22 protein-coding genes and 2 tRNA genes are annotated in these 20,831 nt (G+C 45.3%); 20 read left to right on the top strand and 4 right to left on the bottom strand.

Going from position 1 to position 20,831, the window contains the following annotated elements; translation table 11 throughout:
* The first annotated feature begins 265 nt into the window (after nt 1–265).
* Both AACQ17_RS12855 and AACQ17_RS12850 read left to right on the top strand, forming a co-directional pair.
* Nucleotides 266–342: transfer RNA gene (locus AACQ17_RS12855), tRNA-Met, on the top strand.
* 33 nt (nt 343–375) lie between these two features.
* Nucleotides 376–442: transfer RNA gene (locus AACQ17_RS12850), tRNA-Gly, on the top strand.
* A 559-nt stretch (nt 443–1,001) separates the two neighbouring features.
* On the opposite strand, the gene queG is transcribed toward AACQ17_RS12850, so the two are convergent.
* Nucleotides 1,002–2,132 (bottom strand): tRNA epoxyqueuosine(34) reductase QueG, encoded by a 1,131-nt coding sequence (gene queG / locus AACQ17_RS12845; RefSeq protein WP_029190010.1) that lies wholly within the window; start codon nt 2,130–2,132, stop codon nt 1,002–1,004.
* Nucleotides 2,133–2,352: 220 nt separating this feature from the next.
* On the opposite strand from queG, the gene tsaE reads away from it, so the two are divergent.
* From tsaE to AACQ17_RS12800, 9 genes are all read left to right on the top strand, one after another.
* Entirely contained in the window at nt 2,353–2,817 is a 465-nt protein-coding gene (gene tsaE / locus AACQ17_RS12840) for a tRNA (adenosine(37)-N6)-threonylcarbamoyltransferase complex ATPase subunit type 1 TsaE (RefSeq protein ID WP_010318946.1), read from the top strand.
* On the top strand, nt 2,811–4,532 hold the full coding sequence (locus tag AACQ17_RS12835) for an N-acetylmuramoyl-L-alanine amidase (protein ID WP_094148006.1): 1,722 nt from the start codon (nt 2,811–2,813) through the stop codon (nt 4,530–4,532). Before tsaE ends, AACQ17_RS12835 begins: the two co-directional genes overlap by 7 nt.
* 2 nt (nt 4,533–4,534) lie before the next feature.
* A complete protein-coding gene (mutL, locus tag AACQ17_RS12830; RefSeq protein ID WP_094148008.1) occupies nt 4,535–6,517 on the top strand; it encodes a DNA mismatch repair endonuclease MutL in 1,983 nt (660 codons plus the stop codon).
* 15 nt (nt 6,518–6,532) lie between these two features.
* Nucleotides 6,533–7,480: a tRNA (adenosine(37)-N6)-dimethylallyltransferase MiaA gene (miaA, locus tag AACQ17_RS12825; RefSeq protein WP_026027457.1), complete on the top strand. Its 948-nt coding sequence runs from the start codon at nt 6,533–6,535 to the stop codon at nt 7,478–7,480.
* A 181-nt stretch (nt 7,481–7,661) separates the two neighbouring features.
* A complete protein-coding gene (gene hfq / locus AACQ17_RS12820; protein WP_013857931.1) occupies nt 7,662–7,928 on the top strand; it encodes an RNA chaperone Hfq in 267 nt (88 codons plus the stop codon).
* Nucleotides 7,929–7,969: 41 nt separating this feature from the next.
* Nucleotides 7,970–9,259: a ribosome rescue GTPase HflX gene (hflX, locus tag AACQ17_RS12815; RefSeq protein WP_010318941.1), complete on the top strand. Its 1,290-nt coding sequence runs from the start codon at nt 7,970–7,972 to the stop codon at nt 9,257–9,259.
* A 45-nt stretch (nt 9,260–9,304) separates the two neighbouring features.
* A complete protein-coding gene (hflK, locus tag AACQ17_RS12810) occupies nt 9,305–10,498 on the top strand; it encodes an FtsH protease activity modulator HflK (protein WP_013857930.1) in 1,194 nt (397 codons plus the stop codon).
* Between the two features lie 2 nt (nt 10,499–10,500).
* Nucleotides 10,501–11,481 (top strand): protease modulator HflC, encoded by a 981-nt coding sequence (hflC, locus tag AACQ17_RS12805; RefSeq protein WP_094148010.1) that lies wholly within the window; start codon nt 10,501–10,503, stop codon nt 11,479–11,481.
* Nucleotides 11,482–11,551: 70 nt separating this feature from the next.
* Entirely contained in the window at nt 11,552–11,740 is a 189-nt protein-coding gene (locus AACQ17_RS12800; RefSeq protein WP_019281081.1) for a DUF2065 domain-containing protein, read from the top strand.
* A gap of 49 nt (nt 11,741–11,789) precedes the next feature.
* Here the strand turns inward: AACQ17_RS12800 and AACQ17_RS12795 are convergent, their stop codons facing one another.
* Both AACQ17_RS12795 and AACQ17_RS12790 read right to left on the bottom strand, forming a co-directional pair.
* Nucleotides 11,790–12,017, bottom strand: coding sequence for a SlyX family protein (locus AACQ17_RS12795; RefSeq protein ID WP_010318937.1), 228 nt, complete (start codon nt 12,015–12,017; stop codon nt 11,790–11,792).
* A 2-nt stretch (nt 12,018–12,019) separates the two neighbouring features.
* Nucleotides 12,020–13,000, bottom strand: coding sequence for a WD40 repeat domain-containing protein (locus AACQ17_RS12790; protein WP_026027456.1), 981 nt, complete (start codon nt 12,998–13,000; stop codon nt 12,020–12,022).
* 139 nt (nt 13,001–13,139) lie between these two features.
* Here AACQ17_RS12790 and fkpA point away from each other — a divergent pair, with 139 nt between their 5' ends.
* The 9 genes from fkpA (at nt 13,140) to tuf (ending at nt 20,473) form a co-directional block, all read left to right on the top strand.
* Nucleotides 13,140–13,928, top strand: coding sequence for an FKBP-type peptidyl-prolyl cis-trans isomerase (gene fkpA, locus AACQ17_RS12785; protein ID WP_010318935.1), 789 nt, complete (start codon nt 13,140–13,142; stop codon nt 13,926–13,928).
* A gap of 185 nt (nt 13,929–14,113) precedes the next feature.
* Nucleotides 14,114–14,833 (top strand): helix-turn-helix transcriptional regulator, encoded by a 720-nt coding sequence (locus tag AACQ17_RS12780; RefSeq protein WP_013857924.1) that lies wholly within the window; start codon nt 14,114–14,116, stop codon nt 14,831–14,833.
* The gene (gene tusD, locus AACQ17_RS12775) at nt 14,827–15,231 is read left to right on the top strand and encodes a sulfurtransferase complex subunit TusD (RefSeq protein WP_010318933.1); all 405 of its coding nucleotides are present in this window, start codon (nt 14,827–14,829) and stop codon (nt 15,229–15,231) included. The genes AACQ17_RS12780 and tusD overlap by 7 nt, the downstream gene beginning before the upstream one ends.
* The gene (gene tusC / locus AACQ17_RS12770) at nt 15,228–15,584 is read left to right on the top strand and encodes a sulfurtransferase complex subunit TusC (protein WP_013857923.1); all 357 of its coding nucleotides are present in this window, start codon (nt 15,228–15,230) and stop codon (nt 15,582–15,584) included. The genes tusD and tusC overlap by 4 nt, the downstream gene beginning before the upstream one ends.
* Nucleotides 15,585–15,593: 9 nt before the next feature.
* Nucleotides 15,594–15,869 carry a sulfurtransferase complex subunit TusB gene (gene tusB, locus AACQ17_RS12765; RefSeq protein WP_017048284.1) on the top strand — a complete coding sequence of 92 codons (276 nt, stop codon included), beginning with the start codon at nt 15,594–15,596 and terminating at the stop codon, nt 15,867–15,869.
* A 182-nt stretch (nt 15,870–16,051) separates the two neighbouring features.
* On the top strand, nt 16,052–16,426 hold the full coding sequence (rpsL, locus tag AACQ17_RS12760) for a 30S ribosomal protein S12 (protein WP_010318930.1): 375 nt from the start codon (nt 16,052–16,054) through the stop codon (nt 16,424–16,426).
* A 96-nt stretch (nt 16,427–16,522) separates the two neighbouring features.
* Nucleotides 16,523–16,993 (top strand): 30S ribosomal protein S7, encoded by a 471-nt coding sequence (gene rpsG, locus AACQ17_RS12755; RefSeq protein ID WP_013857921.1) that lies wholly within the window; start codon nt 16,523–16,525, stop codon nt 16,991–16,993.
* Nucleotides 16,994–17,068: 75 nt separating this feature from the next.
* Nucleotides 17,069–19,165: an elongation factor G gene (gene fusA / locus AACQ17_RS12750; protein ID WP_010318928.1), complete on the top strand. Its 2,097-nt coding sequence runs from the start codon at nt 17,069–17,071 to the stop codon at nt 19,163–19,165.
* A 123-nt stretch (nt 19,166–19,288) separates the two neighbouring features.
* On the top strand, nt 19,289–20,473 hold the full coding sequence (tuf, locus tag AACQ17_RS12745; protein WP_013857920.1) for an elongation factor Tu: 1,185 nt from the start codon (nt 19,289–19,291) through the stop codon (nt 20,471–20,473).
* Between the two features lie 58 nt (nt 20,474–20,531).
* Here the strand turns inward: tuf and AACQ17_RS12740 are convergent.
* Nucleotides 20,532–20,831 (bottom strand): IS4 family transposase (locus AACQ17_RS12740; protein WP_276206486.1); only part of this gene is annotated, 300 nt, incomplete at its 5' end.

The following is a 20,831-nucleotide window of genomic DNA, read 5'->3' as shown; positions in this document are numbered from 1 at the left end:
CTCGTGTGTCGCTCCAAATTATTTTCGAAGAAAAAAATAGCGCCACGCAACCTAGCTAAGGTTGAGGTCACGCCTTTTTATTTAAAGAAAGTGAACCTCGTGTGTCGCTCCAAATTCTTTTCGAAGAAAAGAATAGCGCCGCACAACCTAGTTAAGGTTGAGGTCACGCCTCTTTGTTTAAAGAAAGTGAACCTCGTGTGTCGCTACAAATTCTCTTGTTAGAGAGTGTAAGTTTTCATCGTACTTAACGGTGACACAATACGGACGCGGGGTGGAGCAGCTTGGTAGCTCGTCGGGCTCATAACCCGAAGGTCGTCGGTTCAAATCCGGCCCCCGCAACCAAATTCAGATTAAGCGTGAATGCGATTAATCATTGCGACACTAGCTCAGTTGGTAGAGCGCAACCTTGCCAAGGTTGAGGTAACGGTTATGTGTCGTTCCAGCTTCTTTCAGAGTATTCTCTGAACTCAAACCAGTATTTGGTTTATGCTCTTTCTTTAATGCTGTGAAGCATAACTCCCTAAAATAAAAATAATCTGCAGTTCTAAGCGGATTTATTGCCGTCTTGATAACTTACGTGCTGAATTTCAATACACAGGTTAGTCTCTGTAGAATCTGGCTTTTCGTCGCTATTTATTCGTATTCATTAACAGAGTTATCCACAAAAATTAATTGTGGATAAGTTGGTGTATAACGTGTTTTTAGTGAAGTGCTGGTAAGCGTCAGTGAAAGATCTTTTAATGCGGCTCTGTTCTCTAATTTTGCTGTCTTTCTGTGTAACTAATTGTTTTTAAATTGATTTTTGTTATTTTGTCACCATTAGGTCAACTAACTGTATGATCATTAATATCAAGATCTTTGATCCTTGTCATTAATTGCTGATGTGGCTAACTTTTCTTAATTATAGAAAACAGTGTCGTGTTTAAAATTTTGTCCACAAATTGGTATTTTGAGATACATATCAAAGTCTGTGCTCATTAGTTATGCAATTACCTCATTTTTTACGCATCACGCGGTAACCCTTTCTCGACAATTCGAATTAAGCGCTGCTGCTTCTTATTGCTAGAGCATGCACTCGCTGGCTCCGATGATTTTCGTTTTTGTTCTACTAGCGCCCAATGTATATGTTCGTCTAATAAATCAGACAAGCCTAACCTCGTGTTTAGCGCTGCGATAATGCGTTGTGAATATGGCGCGTTTCCTAAAGCGATGGAAAGATTACGCAACCATTGCTGGTGGCCAATTCGGCGAATAGCCGAACCTTCCATATAACGTAAGAAGGTGGCCTCATCCCAAGCAAACAGTTCAACTAAGTCTGGTTCATCCAGTGCTTGACGGCGATGAAAATCACTTTGTTGAGTGAGGTCGGAAAAGCGATTCCAAGGGCAGACCAACTGGCAATCATCACAGCCGTAAATGCGGTTACCCATTGCCTTGCGAAACTCTTCAGCAATTACGCCATCATATTCTATGGTGAGGTAAGAGATGCATCGGCGAGCATCAACAACACCGTCTTCCACGATGGCTTGTGTAGGGCATGAGGTGATGCAGGCAGTGCATTTGCCACATTGATTACTGCTTGGTGTATCGACTGGCAGCGGCAAATCAATCAGTAGTTCACCAAGAAAAAACCAAGAACCACTCTCTTTATCAAGGATAAGCGAATGCTTGCCAGTCCAACCAAGTCCAGCTTTTTGTGCTAAAGGCCGCTCTAGTATTGGGGCGGAGTCCACAAAAGGGCGATAACCGAGTGCCCCCACTTCTTGTTCAATCTTTTCGCCGAGTTTTTTGAGCTGGTTGCGTACCAGTTTATGGTAGTCACGCCCCAGAGCGTAGCGGCTGATATAAGCGTAATTGGGATTATTCAAATCACTGGCAAACCGAGCATCTGGGGGTAAGTAATTCATGCGTGCACTGATCACACGGACGGTGCCGGGAAGGAGTTCATGTGGCCTAGCTCGCATCATGCCATGGCGCGCCATCCAGTCCATTTCACCGTGAAATCCAGCATCCAACCATTTCTGCAAAGACTCTTCGTGCTCACTGAGATCGATATCGCAGATCCCGACCTTTTCGAAGCCAAGTTCACGTGCCCAGATTTTAATTTTGTCTGCCAGTACTTGGTAGTCCATTATCGATGAGCTCGTTGCAAAAAGGGGCGAGGATCTTAACGGATCCTTTATTGAGGATCTAGGAAATGATCGTCTGTGATGTGGATTAAACTGACATAAAAAGCGAGTTTTTTCCTTTTACTTACAGAAGAGAGCTTGTCTCTCAATTCCAACCCAGTTTACTATTCGAGTTCTTTTGATTTTTATATAGTCAATTTTCGACACTTGAGAGCGGTAATTCATGAGTACTAAGATCTTTACCTTAAAAGACGAACAGCAAACGGTAAAATTAGGCGCAGCTTTGGCTAAGCGATGCTCTGCGCAAACCACGCTTTATTTGCATGGTGATCTCGGTGCTGGGAAAACAACCTTCAGCCGTGGTTTCATCCGCGCATTAGGCCATGTTGGCAACGTCAAGAGCCCGACTTATACCTTAGTTGAACCTTATCAACTAGCCGATTGGCAAGTATACCATTTTGATCTTTATCGCTTGGCCGATCCGGAAGAGTTGGAATTTATGGGTATTCGTGACTATTTCACACCGGATGCGATCTGCCTTGTTGAGTGGCCAGAAAAAGGCAGCGGTCTACTTCCAACCGCAGATATTGATGTTGAGCTACGTTACGATGGCGAACAAAGGCAAGCTTTTCTGAGTGCAAACAGCCCCTATGGATCCTCATTGTTGAGTCAGTTGGAGTTATGTTGAACATCATCCATTTGTTACGAACGATAACTCTATCCCTTGCGGTTTGGTGCTGTGCTTTATTTACTTCAACGGCGCACGCGAATGCATTAGAAGGCGTGCGCGTTTGGCCTTCTCCAGATGAAACTCGAGTGGTTATCGATCTCAAAACTGAAGCGGATTATAGCTATTTCACTTTAAGCAGCCCCGAGCGTTTGGTGGTGGATTTGAAAAACACCACGCTTAATACAAAATTGCCGCTTAAAGTCACGGATAGCCCTGTTCTCAAGCAAATTCGTAATAGCTCGCCTCCGGAGAAAGGGACGTATCGCTTGGTGTTTGAGTTACAGCGCAAAGTGAACCCTCAGCCATTTAAACTTGCGCCAACGCCGGGTGGTCAGTATGGGCATCGTTTGGTGGTTGATTTACCCCACAATTTGGATAGCGACAAGGCGACAGTAAAACCGGCCAGCCAAACTAAAGTAAGCCGAGACGCTTCACAGTTATTAGGAACCGAGGATATCGTGGTGGCTATTGATGCTGGTCATGGCGGAGAAGATCCCGGCTCGATTGGCCCGACCAAAAAATATGAAAAAAATGCCACCTTAAGTATCTCCAAGAAGATCGCAGATCAAATTAACGCCGTTCCAGGAATGAAGGCGGTCATGACACGCAGTGGCGATTACTTTGTCAATCTCAATAAACGTTCTGAAATTGCGCGCCGTAATAAGTCACACCTACTTGTCTCCATTCACGCCGATGCGTTTCATACCCCGCAACCCAGAGGGGGCTCGGTGTTTGTGTTAAATACCAAGCGTGCGAATACGGAAATAGCTCGCTGGGTTGAGAACCACGAACAGCAATCAGAACTGTTAGGTGGGGCTGGTGAAGTGCTGGCAAAAAACAATAGCGATCGAAACGTTAGTCAAACCTTGCTGGACTTGCAATTTAGTCACTCGCAAAAAGAGGGTTACAAGGTGGCAACTCATCTGCTAGGCGAAATGGGAAAAGTAGCCCACTTACATAAAGCAGAGCCAGTCAACGCAAGTTTGGCGGTACTTAAGTCGCCCGATATTCCTTCGGTGTTGGTTGAAACGGGTTTTATTTCTAACCCTACCGAGGAACAATTGCTATTTCAGCGCTCGCATCAAGATAAATTGGCTCGCGCATTGGCAACCGCCATCGTCAAGTATTTTGAAGAAAACCCACCCGAGGGCACTCTGTTTGCTAATCGTGGTAAGACGCAAAAGCACAAAGTGCAGCGTGGGGAATCACTCTCGGTTATCGCTAATAAATATGGCACCTCGACTCAAGCATTAATCGCAACCAACAAACTAAAAAATGCCAATTTGTCGATTGGTCAAATCTTAACGATTCCGGCCACGTCAGCTCCGATTCGTGTTCCTGTGGTCAGCAACCCAGTAGAAACGGAAATTGTTACGCATGTGGTGAAATCTGGCGAGTATTTGGGCAAGATAGCGAGCACGTATAAAGTGAGTGTGGATGCGATTAAACGCGAGAATAACTTGCGTTCAGACACCTTAACGCTGGGGCAGAAACTGAAGATAACGGTGAGTTTGAAGGATAAGCCGCTGCGTAAGCATAAAGTTGAAAAAGGCGAGTTTTTGAGCAAAATTGCCAGCCAATATCAAGTGAGTCTGAATAGTATTCGCCAAGTAAACCAACTTCGGTCTGATCAGCTCGCCATAGGGCAAGTGTTGATCATTCCCAATAAGTAGTAATGAGTATGACGATTAAGATTCTACCCGCACGTCTTGCTAACCAAATTGCCGCAGGTGAAGTGGTTGAAAGACCGGCTTCTGTCGTTAAAGAGCTGGTGGAGAATAGCTTGGATTCGGGCGCCTCTCGTATCGATATCGATATCGAAAAGGGAGGTGCGAAGCTTATTCGTGTGCGCGATAACGGACAAGGGATAGTAAAAGAGGAATTGGCGCTCGCTTTAAGCCGCCATGCAACTTCTAAAATTCACACCTTGGATGATTTAGAGGCGATCGTCAGCTTAGGTTTTCGTGGAGAAGCGCTCGCGAGTATTAGCTCAGTCTCTCGGCTTACATTGACGTCTCGTCCAGCCACGCAAGAACAGGCTTGGGCAGCATACAGTGAAGGTCGAGATATGGCGGTTAAGTTGCAGCCAACCGCACACCCGATTGGAACGTCTGTCGAAGTGCTCGATCTGTTCTTTAATACGCCCGCTCGGCGCAAATTTTTACGCACAGAGAAAACAGAATTTACTCACATTGATGAGCTACTAAAACGCATTGCTTTGAGCCGGTTTGATGTCACCATCAATGTGCGCCATAACGGCAAGATGGTACGTCAATATCGAGCGGCTAAAACGGCCGCTCAAGAGGAAAAAAGAATCGCGGCTGTGTGTGGCAACGCTTTTGTTCGCCATATGCTGAACATTGAGTTGGAACATCAAGGGCTTCGCTTGCATGGTTGGATAACGACTCCAGAAGGCGCGCGCCAGCAGAGTGATTTGCAATACTGCTATGTTAATGGGCGGATGATGCGTGACAAGCTGATTAATCATGCTATCCGGCAAAGTTATGAAACCAGCCTGAGAGGCGATCAGTTCGCCACTTATGTACTCTTCATTGAGCTCGATCCCCATCAAGTGGATGTGAATGTCCATCCCGCGAAACATGAGGTGCGTTTCCATCAAGCGCGATTAGTGCATGATTTTATCTATCAAGCACTCAGTAGTGCACTGGCTGAAAGCAAACACATTGAAAAGCCGCAGCTCAAACCATCGGCTTTTCATCAGCCCGATGCGGAGACTGTGGATCGCATTGAGAATGACACTGCAATTGATAGTGTGTGCCAAGAAACTGAGGGGCATAACACCGTTCCAGAGCAAGTGTGGCAAGCGATTGACAACACTCCCGCTTATCCACGAAAAGCTGAGCGAGAAAGTACAACCGCGCACGGCATAGCTGAAACGCCAAAGCGTAGCCATTGGCAGCAAAACGGCTCTCCATCTTCTTCTCGGGCGAAAGCTGAGCGCCAGCCAACGGGCTCACCTTTGAGCGGGGAAGTGAAGCTCTATCAAGAGCTGATGGCAACTCAACCGCCAGCTTCAGCAGTCGAACTTTCTCCTATCGCACATCAAGATCAAGGTGAAATGCTGCAGCTCGAACAGTTGGGTAAAGCTATTGCGGTAATCAAAGGGCAGTACCTGTTAATGGGGTCCAAACAGGGCGTCGTATTGCTTTCTCTTATCAAAGGAGCATGGCTGAAAACTCGCGGCCAGTTGCATACCGAACAAGGCGGCTTGAAAAGCCAACCCTTACTCGTGCCGCTCTCCATAAAGCTCTCAGCACAAGAACATCAAGCGTTAGCGCATTGCCAGCCGATGTTGAATACGCTAGGGATTGAGCTTAAAGAACGTCATGGTTCAAGCATCATGGTGATGGGCGTACCTCAACCGTTGAGGCAACAAAACCTGCAAAACTTAATCCCAGATCTGCTATCTTACGTGTCCGCTAATTTTACGGCTGATGATGAACCTATTACGGTGGATCTTGTTGCCGATTGGCTGGCTGAACACATCACTGTGGTGAAAAGTGACTACACTTTGTCTGAAGCCATCCAAATGATTTCGGAACTTGAACAGCTTTGGCAAGGGCAACTTCCTCTTCATGATGCAAGTTTCGTCCGCCCCGTTGATTTTTCTACCACCATAGCGGCCTTGTTGGCATAACGAATTAAAAGAATGATGAATCAAACACAACCATTGGCTCTGTTTTTAATGGGCCCGACCGCATCAGGTAAAACAGATTTGGCGATTCGTTTGCGCCAAAAATACCCAGTGGAAATCATCAGTGTCGACTCGGCGCTGATCTACAAAGGCATGGATATTGGCACCGCCAAACCTAATGCGCATGAACTGGCACTCGCACCTCATCGTCTGATCGATATTTTGGATCCAAGTGAAGCCTATTCGGCGGCAGATTTTCGTCGCGATGCATTACTTGCAATGCATGATATTACCACGCAAGGTAAAATTCCTCTGCTCGTTGGGGGAACTATGTTGTATTACAAGGCTCTACTTGAAGGGCTTTCGCCACTTCCTGCGGCTAACCCTGAGATACGGCAACAAATTGAGCAAGAGGCTTTGGAGCATGGTTGGGGTCAGTTACACGATCAATTACAAACGATTGATCCGGTTTCGGCGGCAAGAATTCATCCTAATGATCCACAAAGATTGTCACGAGCATTGGAAGTTTACCGAATTTCAGGTAAAACTCTTACAGAGTTAACTCAAACGAAAGGTGAAAGCTTGCCATTTCGAGTTAAGCAGTTTGCTATAGCTCCCAAGGAAAGGGCTGAGCTCCACCGTCGAATCGAACTCAGGTTTGAAAAGATGATCGAAGCTGGATTTGAAGAGGAAATGAAAGCACTTTATGCTCGAAATGATCTTCATCCGGATTTGCCATCGATTCGTTGTGTTGGTTATCGACAGATGTGGGACTATTTGGATGGGAATTGTACGTTAGAGGAAGCGGTATATCGTGGAATCTGTGCAACCCGTCAATTGGCCAAGCGTCAGATCACCTGGTTACGCAGCTGGGATGATTTAACTTGGTTAGATAGCGAAAACATTGATCATGCAGTAGAAACTCTCTCAAATGCCATAGCATCTGATGGAGTTAGCTGTGTATAATGTGATCGCTTTTGCGTGATGTACCCTGTAAAGGATCCGTTACTTGATATTTGGCATTATCGCCGTCATAACAAGTAGCAACGGGGTTTTTATTCATTTAGCTCAGATGCAAAGGCCGCACCAATAATGCAGTGCACCACTAGCTAAATAACTACAACAAAATACAAATAAGGAAAATAAAATGGCTAAGGGGCAATCTCTACAAGACCCATTCTTAAATGCACTACGTCGTGAGCGCATTCCAGTATCCATCTACCTTGTGAACGGAATTAAGCTTCAAGGTCAGATTGAATCCTTTGATCAATTTGTGATCTTACTGAAAAACACAGTCAATCAAATGGTGTATAAGCATGCGATTTCAACGGTTGTTCCTGCACGTGCAGTGAGCCACCACACTGCTGAGCCACGCACTGGGTCTGATCGTCCATCAGACAAATCAGAAGAGTAATTCTCTGATTAGTATTATTTACTTACAAAGGAGTTGGTTGCTTGTTTGACCGTTACGAAGCCGGTGAGCGAGCGGTACTTGTTCATATCAACTTCACGCAAAAGGGTGAGTGGGATGATCTCAGCGAGTGTGAAATGCTGGTTTCTTCTGCTGGAGTGTCGACACTGCAAATTATTACTGGCAGCCGTCAAACTCCACACCCTAAATATTATGTCGGTGAGGGCAAAGCCCAAGAGATAGCGCATGCGGTTCAACTTGTTGAAGCGGATGTGGTGATCTTCAACCACGCCCTTTCTCCTGCCCAAGAACGTAATCTTGAACAACTATGCCAATGTCGAGTGATTGACCGTACTGGCCTCATCCTCGATATTTTTGCCCAACGAGCACGAACCCATGAAGGGAAGTTGCAAGTAGAGCTGGCACAATTGCGCCACATCTCTACACGATTAATTCGTGGTTGGACGCACCTTGAGCGACAAAAAGGCGGTATAGGCTTACGTGGACCTGGTGAAACGCAGCTAGAAACCGACAGACGTTTATTGCGTGAACGTATTAAAGCGATATTACGCCGCTTAGAGAAGGTCGCTAAGCAACGAGAACAAGGACGCCGAGCTCGAAATCGAGCTGAGATTCCCACCATATCGCTAGTGGGTTATACCAATGCGGGGAAATCAACGTTATTTAATCGCATTACTGAAGCTGGGGTTTATGCAGCCGATCAACTGTTTGCAACCCTAGATCCTACCTTGCGGAAAATCGAATTGGCGGACGTTGGTACTGCCGTTCTCGCTGACACCGTAGGATTTATTCGTCATCTGCCGCACGATTTAGTTGCAGCATTTAAAGCCACGTTACAAGAAACTCAAGAAGCTGACATTTTGTTACATGTTGTTGATGCCAGTGATGAGCGTTTTCGTGAGAATATCAAAGCCGTCCATGATGTATTAGAAGAGATTGACGCCCATGAGGTGCCAACGCTTGTCGTCATGAACAAGATCGATAATCTAGAAGGCCAACAACCTCGCATCGAAAAAGATGATGAGGGAATACCGAGAACCGTGTGGTTATCAGCCATGGATGGACAAGGTATTGATCTGCTTTTCGAAGCATTGACAGAGCGATTAGCGAGTCAAGTCATTCAATATCAATTGTGTATTCCACCACTGCACCAAGGTCGCATTCGTAGTGCATTTTCACAAATGAAATGTATTCAACAAGAAGAATATGATCCAGATGGTAATTTGTTGATTAACATTCGTATGCAGCAAGTTGATTGGTTTAGACTAGAAAAAAGAGAAGAAGCAGTTTTACGTGACTTTATAGTTACTTGAAGGACTGCTACAGTATAACGTCATATCAAATGATGGAGCTTTCTAATGGCGTGGAATGAGCCCGGTAATAACAACGGCAACAATGGCCGCGATAATGACCCTTGGGGTAATAATCGTGGTGACAAAAATAAAGGTGGCCGTGATCAAGGACCGCCAGATTTGGATGAGGTTTTCAATAAACTGAGCCAGAAACTGGGCGGACGATTTGGTAAGAAAGGCGGTAAAGGCCCTTCATTCTCTGGTGGTAGCGCAATTGGCTTTGGAGTCATTGCTGCAATCGCAGTTGCGGTGTGGTTCTTTTCTGGTTTCTATACGATTGGTGAAGCTGAGCGTGGCGTCGTGCTGCGCTTAGGTAAGTATGATCGCATCGTTGATCCAGGTTTGAACTGGCGTCCTCGCTTTGTTGATGAAGTGACGGCCGTTAACGTACAAGCGATTCGCTCACTACGTGCATCGGGTTTGATGCTAACCAAAGATGAAAACGTGGTCACTGTTGGCATGGATGTACAATATCGCGTGTCTGATCCATACAAGTACTTGTATCGTGTGACTAATGCTGACGATAGCTTACGCCAAGCAACTGACTCAGCATTACGTGCCGTGGTTGGTGATTCTTTGATGGACAGTATCTTAACCAGTGGCCGTCAGCAAATTCGTCAAAGTACCCAAACGACCTTGAATCAAATCATTGATAGCTATGATATGGGCTTAATGATTGTCGATGTCAACTTCCAGTCGGCTCGTCCGCCAGAGCAAGTGAAAGATGCGTTCGATGATGCGATTGCGGCGCGAGAAGATGAAGAGCGTTTCATTCGTGAATCTGAAGCGTATAAGAACGAAATCCTGCCTAAAGCAACAGGCCGAGCAGAACGTTTGAAGAAAGAAGCGCAAGGTTATACAGAACGCACGATTAACGAAGCATTGGGTCAAGTGGCACAGTTTGAAAAACTGCTCCCTGAGTATCAAGCCGCGCCAGATGTGACACGTAATCGTCTCTACCTAGATACTATGGAAGAGGTGTATTCAAACACATCTAAAGTGCTAATTGATTCAGAATCCAGTGGCAATATGCTTTATCTACCGTTGGATCGAATTACAGGCCAAGACAGTAAGAATGACACCAAACGTCAAGATAAATCATCATCAACCTATGATCAGATAGAGCTTGATTCACCAACCAGCAGTGATACAGGTAATACACCGTCTCGCTCTAGCAATACACGTCAAGGGAGATACTAGTAATGCGTAAGTTAATGATCCCAGTATTAGTGATTGCACTGGTATTTATGTTGATGTCGCTGTTTGTGATTCCTGAAGGTGAGCGCGGTATTGTTGTCCGTTTCGGTCGTATTCTGAAAGATAACAATGAAATTGCTCGAATCTACGAACCGGGTTTGCATTTTAAAATGCCACTGTTTGATCGAGTAAGAACGTTAGATGCGCGCATCCAAACAATGGATGGCCGCTCTGACCGTTTCGTGACTTCAGAGAAAAAAGATGTGATCATCGATACCTATGTCAAATGGCGTATTGAAGACTTTGGTCAATACTACTTGGCAACGGGTGGTGGCAATGCATTGACGGCACAAGCACTGTTAGAGCGTAAAGTGACAGACATTCTTCGTTCTGAAATCGGTTCTCGTGAAATAAAACAAATTGTTTCAGGCCCACGTAATAAAGATGTCTTGCCGGAAAGTGCTGATGATGAAGTCGTCACGACTGAGGCTGCGAAACAAGCATTGGAAATCGATGGTCAGCGTGACCAAGTGATGGAAAATGTGTTGGAAGATACGCGTAAAGGCGCACTGAAAGATTTAGGCGTGAGAGTGGTTGATTTCCGTATTAAGAAAATCAACCTCCCAGATGAGATCAGTGAGTCTATCTATCGTCGTATGCGTGCTGAACGTGAGTCAGTAGCTCGTAAACACCGCTCTCAAGGTCGTGAAAAAGCCGAAGTCATTCGTGCTCAAGCTGAACTTGAAGTGGCGACTATCTTAGCGGAAGCGGATAAAACGGCTCGCGTAACTCGCGGTGATGCTGATGCTAAAGCAGCGAAGATTTACTCAGATGTGTACAGTAAAGATCCTGAGTTTTACGGGTTCTTACGTTCGCTGAAAGCCTATGAGAAATCATTTAGCGAGAAGAGTGATATCTTGGTGCTTGATCCTAAGAGTGATTTCTTCAAGTACATGAATAACACCAAAGGTTTGACAACGAAATAATTGACCGTTGTTTATTCAAAGGCTCCTTCAGGGAGCCTTTGTCGTTTATGGCTTTAAGAGAGAAGGCACTATGTCGAATTCAATCTGGCTTGCTGTGGGGCTGGTGTTAATTGCAGAAGGTATTGGACCGTTAATCGCCCCTAATGGCTGGAGAAAGATGGTGGCAGAGCTCAGCCACCAGCCCGATCATCAACTGCGCCGCATCGGTGGTTGTCTCGTCGTTGCTGGGGGCATCATTGCGTACTACTTCGCACGATAGTGATGCACAATAGCGCGGTAACCGATTTATTATTACCAGTCTATCAATATCAATAGTGAGGTGGTGGAGTCTCTTCTGATGGATCCGCTAAATGTGAGGCATCCATATTTTTGACTTTACCAGCCACATATTTCATTTGGTCTTGCATTTTCGTCAGCATGAGCTGCTGTGTTGATAATGCTTGATTGAGTTCATCAATGGTTTGTTCTTGGAAAGCAAGTTGGCATTCCAAGTCACTAACACGCTGTTCTAATTGCTGAATATACTTATCGTTCATAACTAATCGTCGAGTTTCCAAGCTTGAGCAATACCTGCAGAGCTTCCGGTAATAATTCGTTGCTGATGATCAAAGGCCGCATCATACACCACCGCAGTGGGTGGGCGAGCATCTTTTAGCGGTTCTACTTCGAATCCTTGCTGTTTTTTACCACTTTGAGTATCCCAAACCGCGACTTGGCTTGAAGGATTCCCTGTCACAAGCAACCTGCCATCATCGGAAAAACGCGCCGTAGAGAAAATCAATTGTCGTGAAAAACTGCGCAATTTCGCCTGTTCCTTACCCGAGGAGAGATCCCAAATAATGGATTGATTACCACCATCGGAGGTAAAGGCTAATTTTCCCTCTCGCTGCAGCGCTACTCGATTCACCCGCTGCTCATGTTCAAACGATCGTAAAATTTGCCCACTTTGCGTATCCCAAAGGTAGGCAAAATAATCATTACCTCCCGTCAGAGCAAAGCGGCCATTGGGCGATAGGGCGACAGAATTCACTTTTTCTCGATGAGCAAGGAACTCTAGTCGACGTCCAGTGACTAAATCGACGTAAATCGCTTTACCATTGGATAAACCGAGTAGAACTTGTTTTCCGTTATTGGCAATGTCAATGTCTCGGATCAGCCCATCGGAGATGGACCACAAACCTTGAGCTTGTGTCCAACCTAAGTCCCATACGGCAAAGTTAATTTGGCTAGCGGTCACGGCAAAACGGCCATTATCGGAGAGTCGAATATGAGAAACGGTATTGGCTTGTGGGTCTTGAGGTCCCAATTCGGCTAAGGTTTTGTTTTGTTCAAGATCCCATAGAACGAGTTGTCTTTGTTTGGAATAGAGTAGCGCAAAACGACCATCGCGGCTTAAACCGAAACTGGTCGAACCGTTTGGTTCTATATCCCAACGTTGTACATCGCTGTTAGAGAAAAAACAGCCATTTAACATCAAGATGACAATGCAACCTAGGATTGAATGAGAAATTATTCGCATCAAGTCTAATTATCCGCTTTGAGTGTAAAGACAATCTATCAACATATCGCTATATTGGTACAACTCTGTTTAGCGCACCAGTTTTTCACCGAAATTTGTGCGTAATAACAAAAGGTTTGCCTACAAATTGGAGAAATAAATGAAATCATTGTTTAAAGTGTCACTGCTTGCGGCAACCGTCATGCTTGCAGTTGGCTGCCAGAAAGATGAAGCCCCGAAAACTGAAGCAGCACCTGCAGCAGAACAAGTACAAACGGAAGCGGGAAAAACGGTTCACTTTAAAACAGAAGATGACAAAGCGGCTTACGCGATTGGCGTCTCTTTTGCAAATTACCTCAGCACCAGCATTGAAAAACCAGCCGAAATTGGTATCAATCTGAATAAAGATCTGGTTCTAAAAGGGATTGAACATGTCTTTGCGGGCAATGCTGAGTTGAGTGAAGAAGAGACACGCGCAGCGCTAGAAGCTCTAGATAAACGCGTTTCTGAAACCATGCAAGCGAAAGCCGCTGAAAAAGCGGCTGCTGCTGAAAAAGCTGGTGATGAATTCCGCGCTGAATTTGAAAAACAAGATGGCGTAAAGAAAACTGAATCTGGTTTACTGTACCAAGTACTGACGCCAGCAAAAGGTGAGTCACCAAAAGAGACCGATACTGTTCAAGTGCATTACAAAGGGACACTGGCTGACGGTACTCAATTTGATAGCTCGTATGATCGTGGTGAGCCAGCGACATTCCCACTCAATCGGGTTATTCCTGGTTGGACAGAAGGTGTGCAACTGATGCAAGTGGGAGCAAAATACAAGTTTGTTATCCCGCCGCAACTGGCTTACGGTGAGCAAGACACACCGACTATTCCAGCAAACTCAACACTTGTGTTTGAAGTGGAGTTGCTAAAAATTGATAACGGTAGCGATGCGGCTAAATAATATCAGCCATTGTTGAACCGTTGTAACCAGCTCAAAGGCCTGATGAATCAGGCCTTTTCTGTCTCTAACGACTCACTAATTAGTTGTTCTAAATCACTTGTTAGTGACTTAACAGAGTTTTCGATTAAAATTTTCTGATAAACTTACGTCAATTTGTTGATTTTTCGCTCTAAGGCTAGATAACAGTGACAACGACAGAAACTTTAAACGCGGATATGTTGCTTGAAATGGAATCCGTGCACGTGATGCCATTTAGTGATCACGATAAAATCATTCTTCGATCTTATGAAGCTGTGGTTGACGGTATCGCCAGCCTGATTGGTCCTTTTTGTGAGATCGTTCTGCACTCATTGGAAGATCTCAATACCTCGGCGATTAAAATTGCCAATGGTGAAAACACGGGACGTCAAGTGGGTTCCCCGATCACTGATCTTGCACTGCGTATGTTGAAAGATATTGAAGGATCGGAGCGTAACTTCTCACGATCGTATTTCTCTCGCGCCAAGGGTGGCGTGTTGATGAAATCGATTACGGTCGCGATTCGTAATGGTGATAACCGAGTCATTGGCTTACTTTGTATCAACGTCAATTTAGATGCTCCGTTCTCACAAGTTCTGCAATCATTCATGCCGACTCAGGAAGCTCAGGAAGCCGCCTCATCGGTTAACTTTGCCAGTGATGTTGAAGAGCTGGTGGATCAGACGGTAGAGCGTACAATTGAAGAGATCAACGCCGATAAATCAGTGTCTAACAATACCAAGAATCGTCAGATTGTGATGGAGTTGTACGACAAAGGCATTTTTGACATCAAAGATGCGATTAACCGCGTAGCTGATCGGCTCAATATCTCTAAACATACTGTCTATCTCTACATTCGCCAACGCAAGACCGGAGATGAATGTTAGTGGAGCCAGTATTGAGTTACACATTATTGGTCAATGGCTCAGTGTATGGCACACAGGCAGCGCGTAGTGCTTATCTGTTTGCCTGTGCATTGCTAGAAAAAGGGCATTCACTCAAGCAAGTATTTTTTTATCAAGATGGTGTTTTCAATGGCTCTGCGATCACCGCGCCTGCGAACGATGAGTTTGATCTTGTGAAAGCATGGCAGAAGCTGTCTACTGAACACCATGTACGCTTAGAAACCTGTGTTGCTGCAGCGTTACGTCGTGGCATTATCAGTGAAAATGAAGCTCAGCAACACCAGCTCACTGCGCATAATTTGGCACAAGGTTTTGCACAAACTGGGTTAGGAAGCTTAGCTGAAGCGTTATTAACTCAAGATCGAGTGGTACAGTTTTGAAAAAAATCGGTTTTGTTTTTCATTCTTCGCCTCATTCTAGTTCGGCTGGAAGAGAAGGGCTGGATGCTGTACTGGCAGCCTCTGCCTATTGTGATGCGATCTCGCTCTTTTTTGTTGGGCTTGGCGTGACGCAAATCGTCGCCAACCAATCACCGCAACAACTGCTTAGCCGTGATTACATCAGTGCGTTTAAACTGCTTGAGTTATACGATATTGAACACCTTTATCTGTGTGAGCAAAGCGTTGAAGAGTTGGGGTTAGCATCGGCTCAATGGGTCATTGATGTTGAAAAAAAATCGCCTCAGCAAATCGCTCAGTTACTTCACGAGTGCGATCAAGTACTAACGTTCTAAGGTGTACCTATGCTGCATATTGTAAAAGACACGGCAAAACTGGCCTTAGCGCAGCGTTATTGTTTGGCTGAGGATAGTATTATCTTGGTTGAAGAAGCGGTTTATATGAGTAACCCTAGTGCGGGCTCTTTTTTACTACTCAACGATCTGAACAGGGTTTATGTCTTACTTGAGGATCTCTGCGCGCGTGGGGTGCAGGATCTCTGCTCAGTACAAATTACCAAAGTGGATTTCTCTGGTTTGGTTGAACTTACTACTAACTATGAAAAATCAATCACTTGGTAGATTTTCTTATCACTATTACCCCTCTATTACCCACCCTTTACTTATGGTGGTTAAAAAAGATCTGTATATTTCTTGACACACCTCTCACTGCTGCATAGAATTTTGCGTCCCTATTTGTACTAAGTGCACTAGGGACTAGATTTTTCACAAAGCTTACTTTAAGTAAATTCAGGAGCTAGTTAATGGCAACTATTAACCAGTTGGTCCGCAATCCTCGTGTAAAGCAAGTTGTTAAAAGCAACGTGCCAGCACTAGAAGCGTGCCCACAAAAACGTGGTGTATGTACACGTGTTTACACTACTACACCTAAAAAACCTAACTCAGCACTTCGTAAAGTATGTCGTGTTCGTCTAACGAACGGCTTCGAAGTGACTTCGTACATCGGCGGTGAAGGTCACAACCTTCAAGAGCACTCAGTTGTTCTTATCCGTGGCGGTCGTGTAAAAGACCTTCCAGGTGTGCGTTACCACACAATCCGTGGTGCACTTGACTGTGCAGGCGTAAACGACCGTAAACAAGCTCGTTCTAAATACGGTGTGAAACGTCCTAAATCTTAATGGATTTCCGTTAAGTAAGGCCAAACACTAAATTATTTAATTTTTGAAGAAACTGAAAAGTTTTGGATAACCTGAAAAAGACAACGGAGAATATCCATGCCACGTCGTCGCGTTATTGGTCAGCGTAAGATCCTTCCAGATCCAAAGTTCAAGTCTGAACTGCTGGCAAAATTCGTTAACATTCTTATGGTTGACGGTAAAAAATCTACTGCAGAAAAAATTGTTTACACTGCACTAGACACTATGGCTGAGAAATCTGGCAAAGGTCACTTAGCTGTATTTGAAGAAGCTCTTGAAAACGTACGTCCAGCGGTCGAAGTTAAATCTCGCCGCGTGGGTGGTTCAACTTACCAAGTGCCAGTAGAAGTACGTCCGGTTCGCCGTAACGCACTTGCTATGCGTTGGGTAGTTGATGCTGCGCGTAAGCGTGGTGAAAAATCTATGGCTGCTCGCCTAGCTGCTGAAATGCTAGACGCGTCAGAAAATAAAGGTACTGCTGTTAAGAAACGTGAAGACGTTCACCGTATGGCAGAAGCGAACAAAGCATTCGCTCATTACCGCTGGTAATACCTTCTGTGCTGCGAGGTTCTCTCGCAGCACATTTTCATACTCTAAGGATTACCTTAGTAAGAGGATACAATCGTGGCTCGGAAAACTCCTATTGAGCGCTACCGCAACATCGGTATCTGTGCTCACGTAGATGCAGGTAAAACAACCACTACTGAGCGTATTCTGTTCTACACTGGCCTTTCTCACAAAATCGGCGAAGTTCACGATGGTGCTGCAACCATGGACTGGATGGAGCAGGAGCAAGAACGTGGTATCACTATCACTTCTGCTGCTACGACAACCTTCTGGCGTGGTATGGAAGCACAGTTCCAAGATCATCGCGTAAACATCATTGATACCCCAGGACACGTTGACTTTACAATTGAAGTAGAGCGTTCACTTCGTGTGCTTGATGGTGCAGTGGTTGTATTCTGTGGCTCATCTGGTGTTGAACCCCAGTCTGAAACTGTATGGCGTCAAGCTGACAAATACGGTGTTCCTCGCATGGTGTTCGTTAATAAAATGGACCGTGCTGGCGCAGACTTTTTACGCGTTGTAAACCAAATTAAACATCGTCTTGGTGCGACTCCTGTTCCTATTCAATTAAATATTGGTGCGGAAGAAGAGTTCAAAGGTGTCATCGACCTTATCAAGATGAAAGCCATCAACTGGAATGAAGCCGATCAAGGCATGACGTTTACTTACGAAGACATTCCAGAAGATATGCTTGAGTTGGCCGAAGAATGGCACAACAACCTAGTAGAAGCGGCAGCGGAAGCTAGTGAAGAGTTAATGGAAAAGTATCTTGAAGACGGCGAGCTGACAGAAGCGGAAATCAAACAAGCGCTACGGACTCGTACCATTAACAATGAAATCGTATTGGCCACTTGTGGTAGTGCCTTTAAAAATAAAGGCGTACAAGCGGTATTGGATGCGGTTGTTGAATATTTGCCTTCACCGGTAGATGTACCAGCCATTAAAGGCGTGGATGAAAACGAGAACGAAGTAGAACGTCACGCTGACGACAACGAACCTTTCTCGGCACTTGCATTTAAGATTGCCACTGACCCATTTGTTGGGACATTGACTTTCATGCGTGTTTACTCTGGTGTGGTGAACTCTGGCGATGCCGTTTACAACTCAGTGAAACAGAAAAAAGAACGTTTTGGTCGTATCGTACAGATGCATGCCAACAAACGTGAAGAGATTAAAGAAGTTCGTGCTGGCGATATTGCGGCTGCGATCGGCTTAAAAGATGTCACGACAGGCGATACGCTATGTAACCCAGACCACAAAGTGGTTCTTGAGCGCATGGAATTCCCTGAGCCAGTGATTCAAATTGCGGTAGAGCCTCGCTCTAAAGCTGACCAAGAAAAAATGGGTATTGCGCTAGGTAAACTGGCGGCGGAAGACCCATCTTTCCGTGTCGAAACCGATAAGGAAACAGGTCAAACGTTGATCTCTGGTATGGGTGAGCTTCACCTAGACATCATTGTTGATCGCATGAAGCGTGAGTTCAGTGTGGACTGTAACGTTGGTAAACCACAAGTGGCTTACCGCGAAACTATCCGTGGAAAAGCGGAAGTAGAAGGCAAGTTCGTTCGTCAATCTGGTGGTCGTGGTCAATATGGTCACGTTTGGCTTAAGATTGAACCTGCGGAACTCGGCGAAGGCTTTGTCTTTGTCGACGAAATCGTTGGTGGTGTGATTCCTAAGGAATACATCAGCTCGGTTGCGAAAGGTATCGAAGAGCAAATGAACAACGGTGTGTTAGCTGGTTATCCGATTCTGGATGTGAAAGCGACATTATTCGATGGTTCATATCATGATGTCGACTCAAGCGAGATGGCGTTTAAGATTGCTGGTTCGATGGCGTTCAAGAAAGGTGCTTTAGAAGCGCAGCCTGTTCTTCTTGAACCAATGATGAAAGTTGAAGTAACTACTCCAGAAGATTGGATGGGTGATGTTGTGGGTGACTTAAACCGTCGTCGCGGCATGATTGAAGGTATGGATGAAGGCCATGCAGGCCTTAAGATTATCCATGCTAGAGTCCCTCTATCGGAAATGTTTGGTTATGCAACAGACTTACGATCTGCCACTCAGGGTCGCGCCTCTTACTCCATGGAGTTTGCAGAGTACGCTGATGTGCCAAAAAATGTTGCAGAAGCAATCATTGCAGAACGTGGTTAACTGTTATTTGTTTAATAACGAATCTATTGCGCTGATGAGAGTTGGCGCATAAAATAGCAATTTCTGGCGCGTCTTGAGCTATATGTGACTCAAGACGAATCATAACTAGGAAGGAACACGATCGTGTCTAAAGCAAAATTTGAACGTACGAAACCGCACGTAAACGTTGGTACTATCGGCCACGTTGACCACGGTAAAACAACTCTAACTGCTGCTATCTGTACTACACTTGCAAAAGTGTACGGTGGTGAAGCGAAAGACTTCGCATCTATCGATAACGCTCCAGAAGAGCGCGAGCGCGGTATTACAATCAATACTTCTCACGTAGAGTACGATACACCAGCACGCCACTACGCACACGTAGACTGCCCAGGACACGCTGACTATGTTAAAAACATGATCACAGGTGCTGCGCAAATGGACGGCGGTATCCTAGTTGTTGCTGCAACAGATGGCCCAATGCCACAAACTCGTGAGCACATCCTACTTGGTCGCCAAGTTGGTATTCCTTACATCATCGTATTCATGAACAAATGTGACATGGTTGATGATGAAGAGCTTCTAGAGCTAGTAGAAATGGAAGTTCGTGAGCTTCTATCTGAGTACGATTTCCCAGGTGATGACCTACCAGTTATCCAAGGTTCTGCACTAGGCGCACTAAACGGCGAAGAGCAGTGGGAAGCGAAAATCATTGAACTTGCTGAAGCGCTAGACACTTACATTCCAGAGCCTGAGCGTGCAGTAGACCAAGCATTCCTACTACCAATCGAAGACGTATTCTCAATCCAAGGTCGTGGTACAGTAGTAACTGGCCGTATCGAGCGCGGTATCCTACGTGTAGGTGATGAAGTTGCGATCATTGGTATCAAAGACACAATCACAACGACTTGTACAGGTGTTGAGATGTTCCGTAAGCTGCTTGACGAAGGTCGTGCAGGTGAGAACGTTGGTGCACTTCTACGTGGTACTAAGCGTGATGAAGTAGAACGTGGTCAAGTACTAGCGAAACCAGGTTCAATCACTCCACACACTAAGTTCGAGTCAGAAGTGTATGTACTGTCTAAAGATGAAGGCGGCCGTCATACTCCGTTCTTCAAAGGCTACCGTCCACAGTTCTACTTCCGTACAACGGACGTAACAGGCGATATCTCTCTACCAGAAGGCGTAGAGATGGTAATGCCAGGTGACAACATCCAAATGGTTGTAGAGCTAATCGCTCCAATCGCGATGGATGAAGGTCTACGTTTCGCGATCCGTGAAGGCGGTCGTACAGTAGGTGCTGGTGTTGTTGCTAAAGTTATCGCTTAATTTTCGATAATTTATGCACACACTGCATTAAAAAGGGAAGCTTAGGCCTGTCTCTTGATCACAAGTCTGGTGAATCAAGAGACTTAGCCAGTTCATACCCTTCAAGGATGGTTTGTAACCTAAACCATCCTTGCCATAATGTCTTTATAGAAGCACGACCCGTTCGCTTTGTATTCTTCCAACCCCCTAATCGAGCAATACCTCTGTAAGCCCATGATATGTCCGGAGCTTCCTTCGGTAGCCCTTTTCTTTCTAGCTTTAGCCACATCAGCTTCCATGCTTTGCCTTTTAATATCGGCTCACAACTGCTCTTAGATAACTCATCTGATTCATTCATAAATCTCAACTGGAGCAACCG

It is taken from the genome of Vibrio sp. V10_P2A27P122, from assembly GCF_963874335.1.
Classification (GTDB): domain Bacteria; phylum Pseudomonadota; class Gammaproteobacteria; order Enterobacterales; family Vibrionaceae; genus Vibrio; species Vibrio anguillarum.
This window is presented reverse-complemented; position numbering and strand designations above follow the sequence as displayed.

Bases quoted from the DNA above. Each gene is read 5' to 3' on its own strand.
- tsaE (WP_010318946.1), top strand. From the start codon at position 2,353: ATGAGTACTAAGATCTTTACCTTAAAAGACGAACAGCAAACGGTAAAA.
- miaA (WP_026027457.1), top strand. From the start codon at position 6,533: ATGAATCAAACACAACCATTGGCTCTGTTTTTAATGGGCCCGACCGCA.
- AACQ17_RS12790 (WP_026027456.1), bottom strand. From the start codon at position 13,000: ATGCGAATAATTTCTCATTCAATCCTAGGTTGCATTGTCATCTTGATG.
- AACQ17_RS12795 (WP_010318937.1), bottom strand. From the start codon at position 12,017: ATGAACGATAAGTATATTCAGCAATTAGAACAGCGTGTTAGTGACTTG.
- mutL (WP_094148008.1), top strand. From the start codon at position 4,535: ATGAGTATGACGATTAAGATTCTACCCGCACGTCTTGCTAACCAAATT.
- hflK (WP_013857930.1), top strand. From the start codon at position 9,305: ATGGCGTGGAATGAGCCCGGTAATAACAACGGCAACAATGGCCGCGAT.
- AACQ17_RS12835 (WP_094148006.1), top strand. From the start codon at position 2,811: ATGTTGAACATCATCCATTTGTTACGAACGATAACTCTATCCCTTGCG.
- fkpA (WP_010318935.1), top strand. From the start codon at position 13,140: ATGAAATCATTGTTTAAAGTGTCACTGCTTGCGGCAACCGTCATGCTT.
- rpsL (WP_010318930.1), top strand. From the start codon at position 16,052: ATGGCAACTATTAACCAGTTGGTCCGCAATCCTCGTGTAAAGCAAGTT.
- hflC (WP_094148010.1), top strand. From the start codon at position 10,501: ATGCGTAAGTTAATGATCCCAGTATTAGTGATTGCACTGGTATTTATG.
- queG (WP_029190010.1), bottom strand. From the start codon at position 2,132: ATGGACTACCAAGTACTGGCAGACAAAATTAAAATCTGGGCACGTGAA.
- rpsG (WP_013857921.1), top strand. From the start codon at position 16,523: ATGCCACGTCGTCGCGTTATTGGTCAGCGTAAGATCCTTCCAGATCCA.
- tusD (WP_010318933.1), top strand. From the start codon at position 14,827: ATGTTAGTGGAGCCAGTATTGAGTTACACATTATTGGTCAATGGCTCA.
- tusB (WP_017048284.1), top strand. From the start codon at position 15,594: ATGCTGCATATTGTAAAAGACACGGCAAAACTGGCCTTAGCGCAGCGT.
- hfq (WP_013857931.1), top strand. From the start codon at position 7,662: ATGGCTAAGGGGCAATCTCTACAAGACCCATTCTTAAATGCACTACGT.
- AACQ17_RS12800 (WP_019281081.1), top strand. From the start codon at position 11,552: ATGTCGAATTCAATCTGGCTTGCTGTGGGGCTGGTGTTAATTGCAGAA.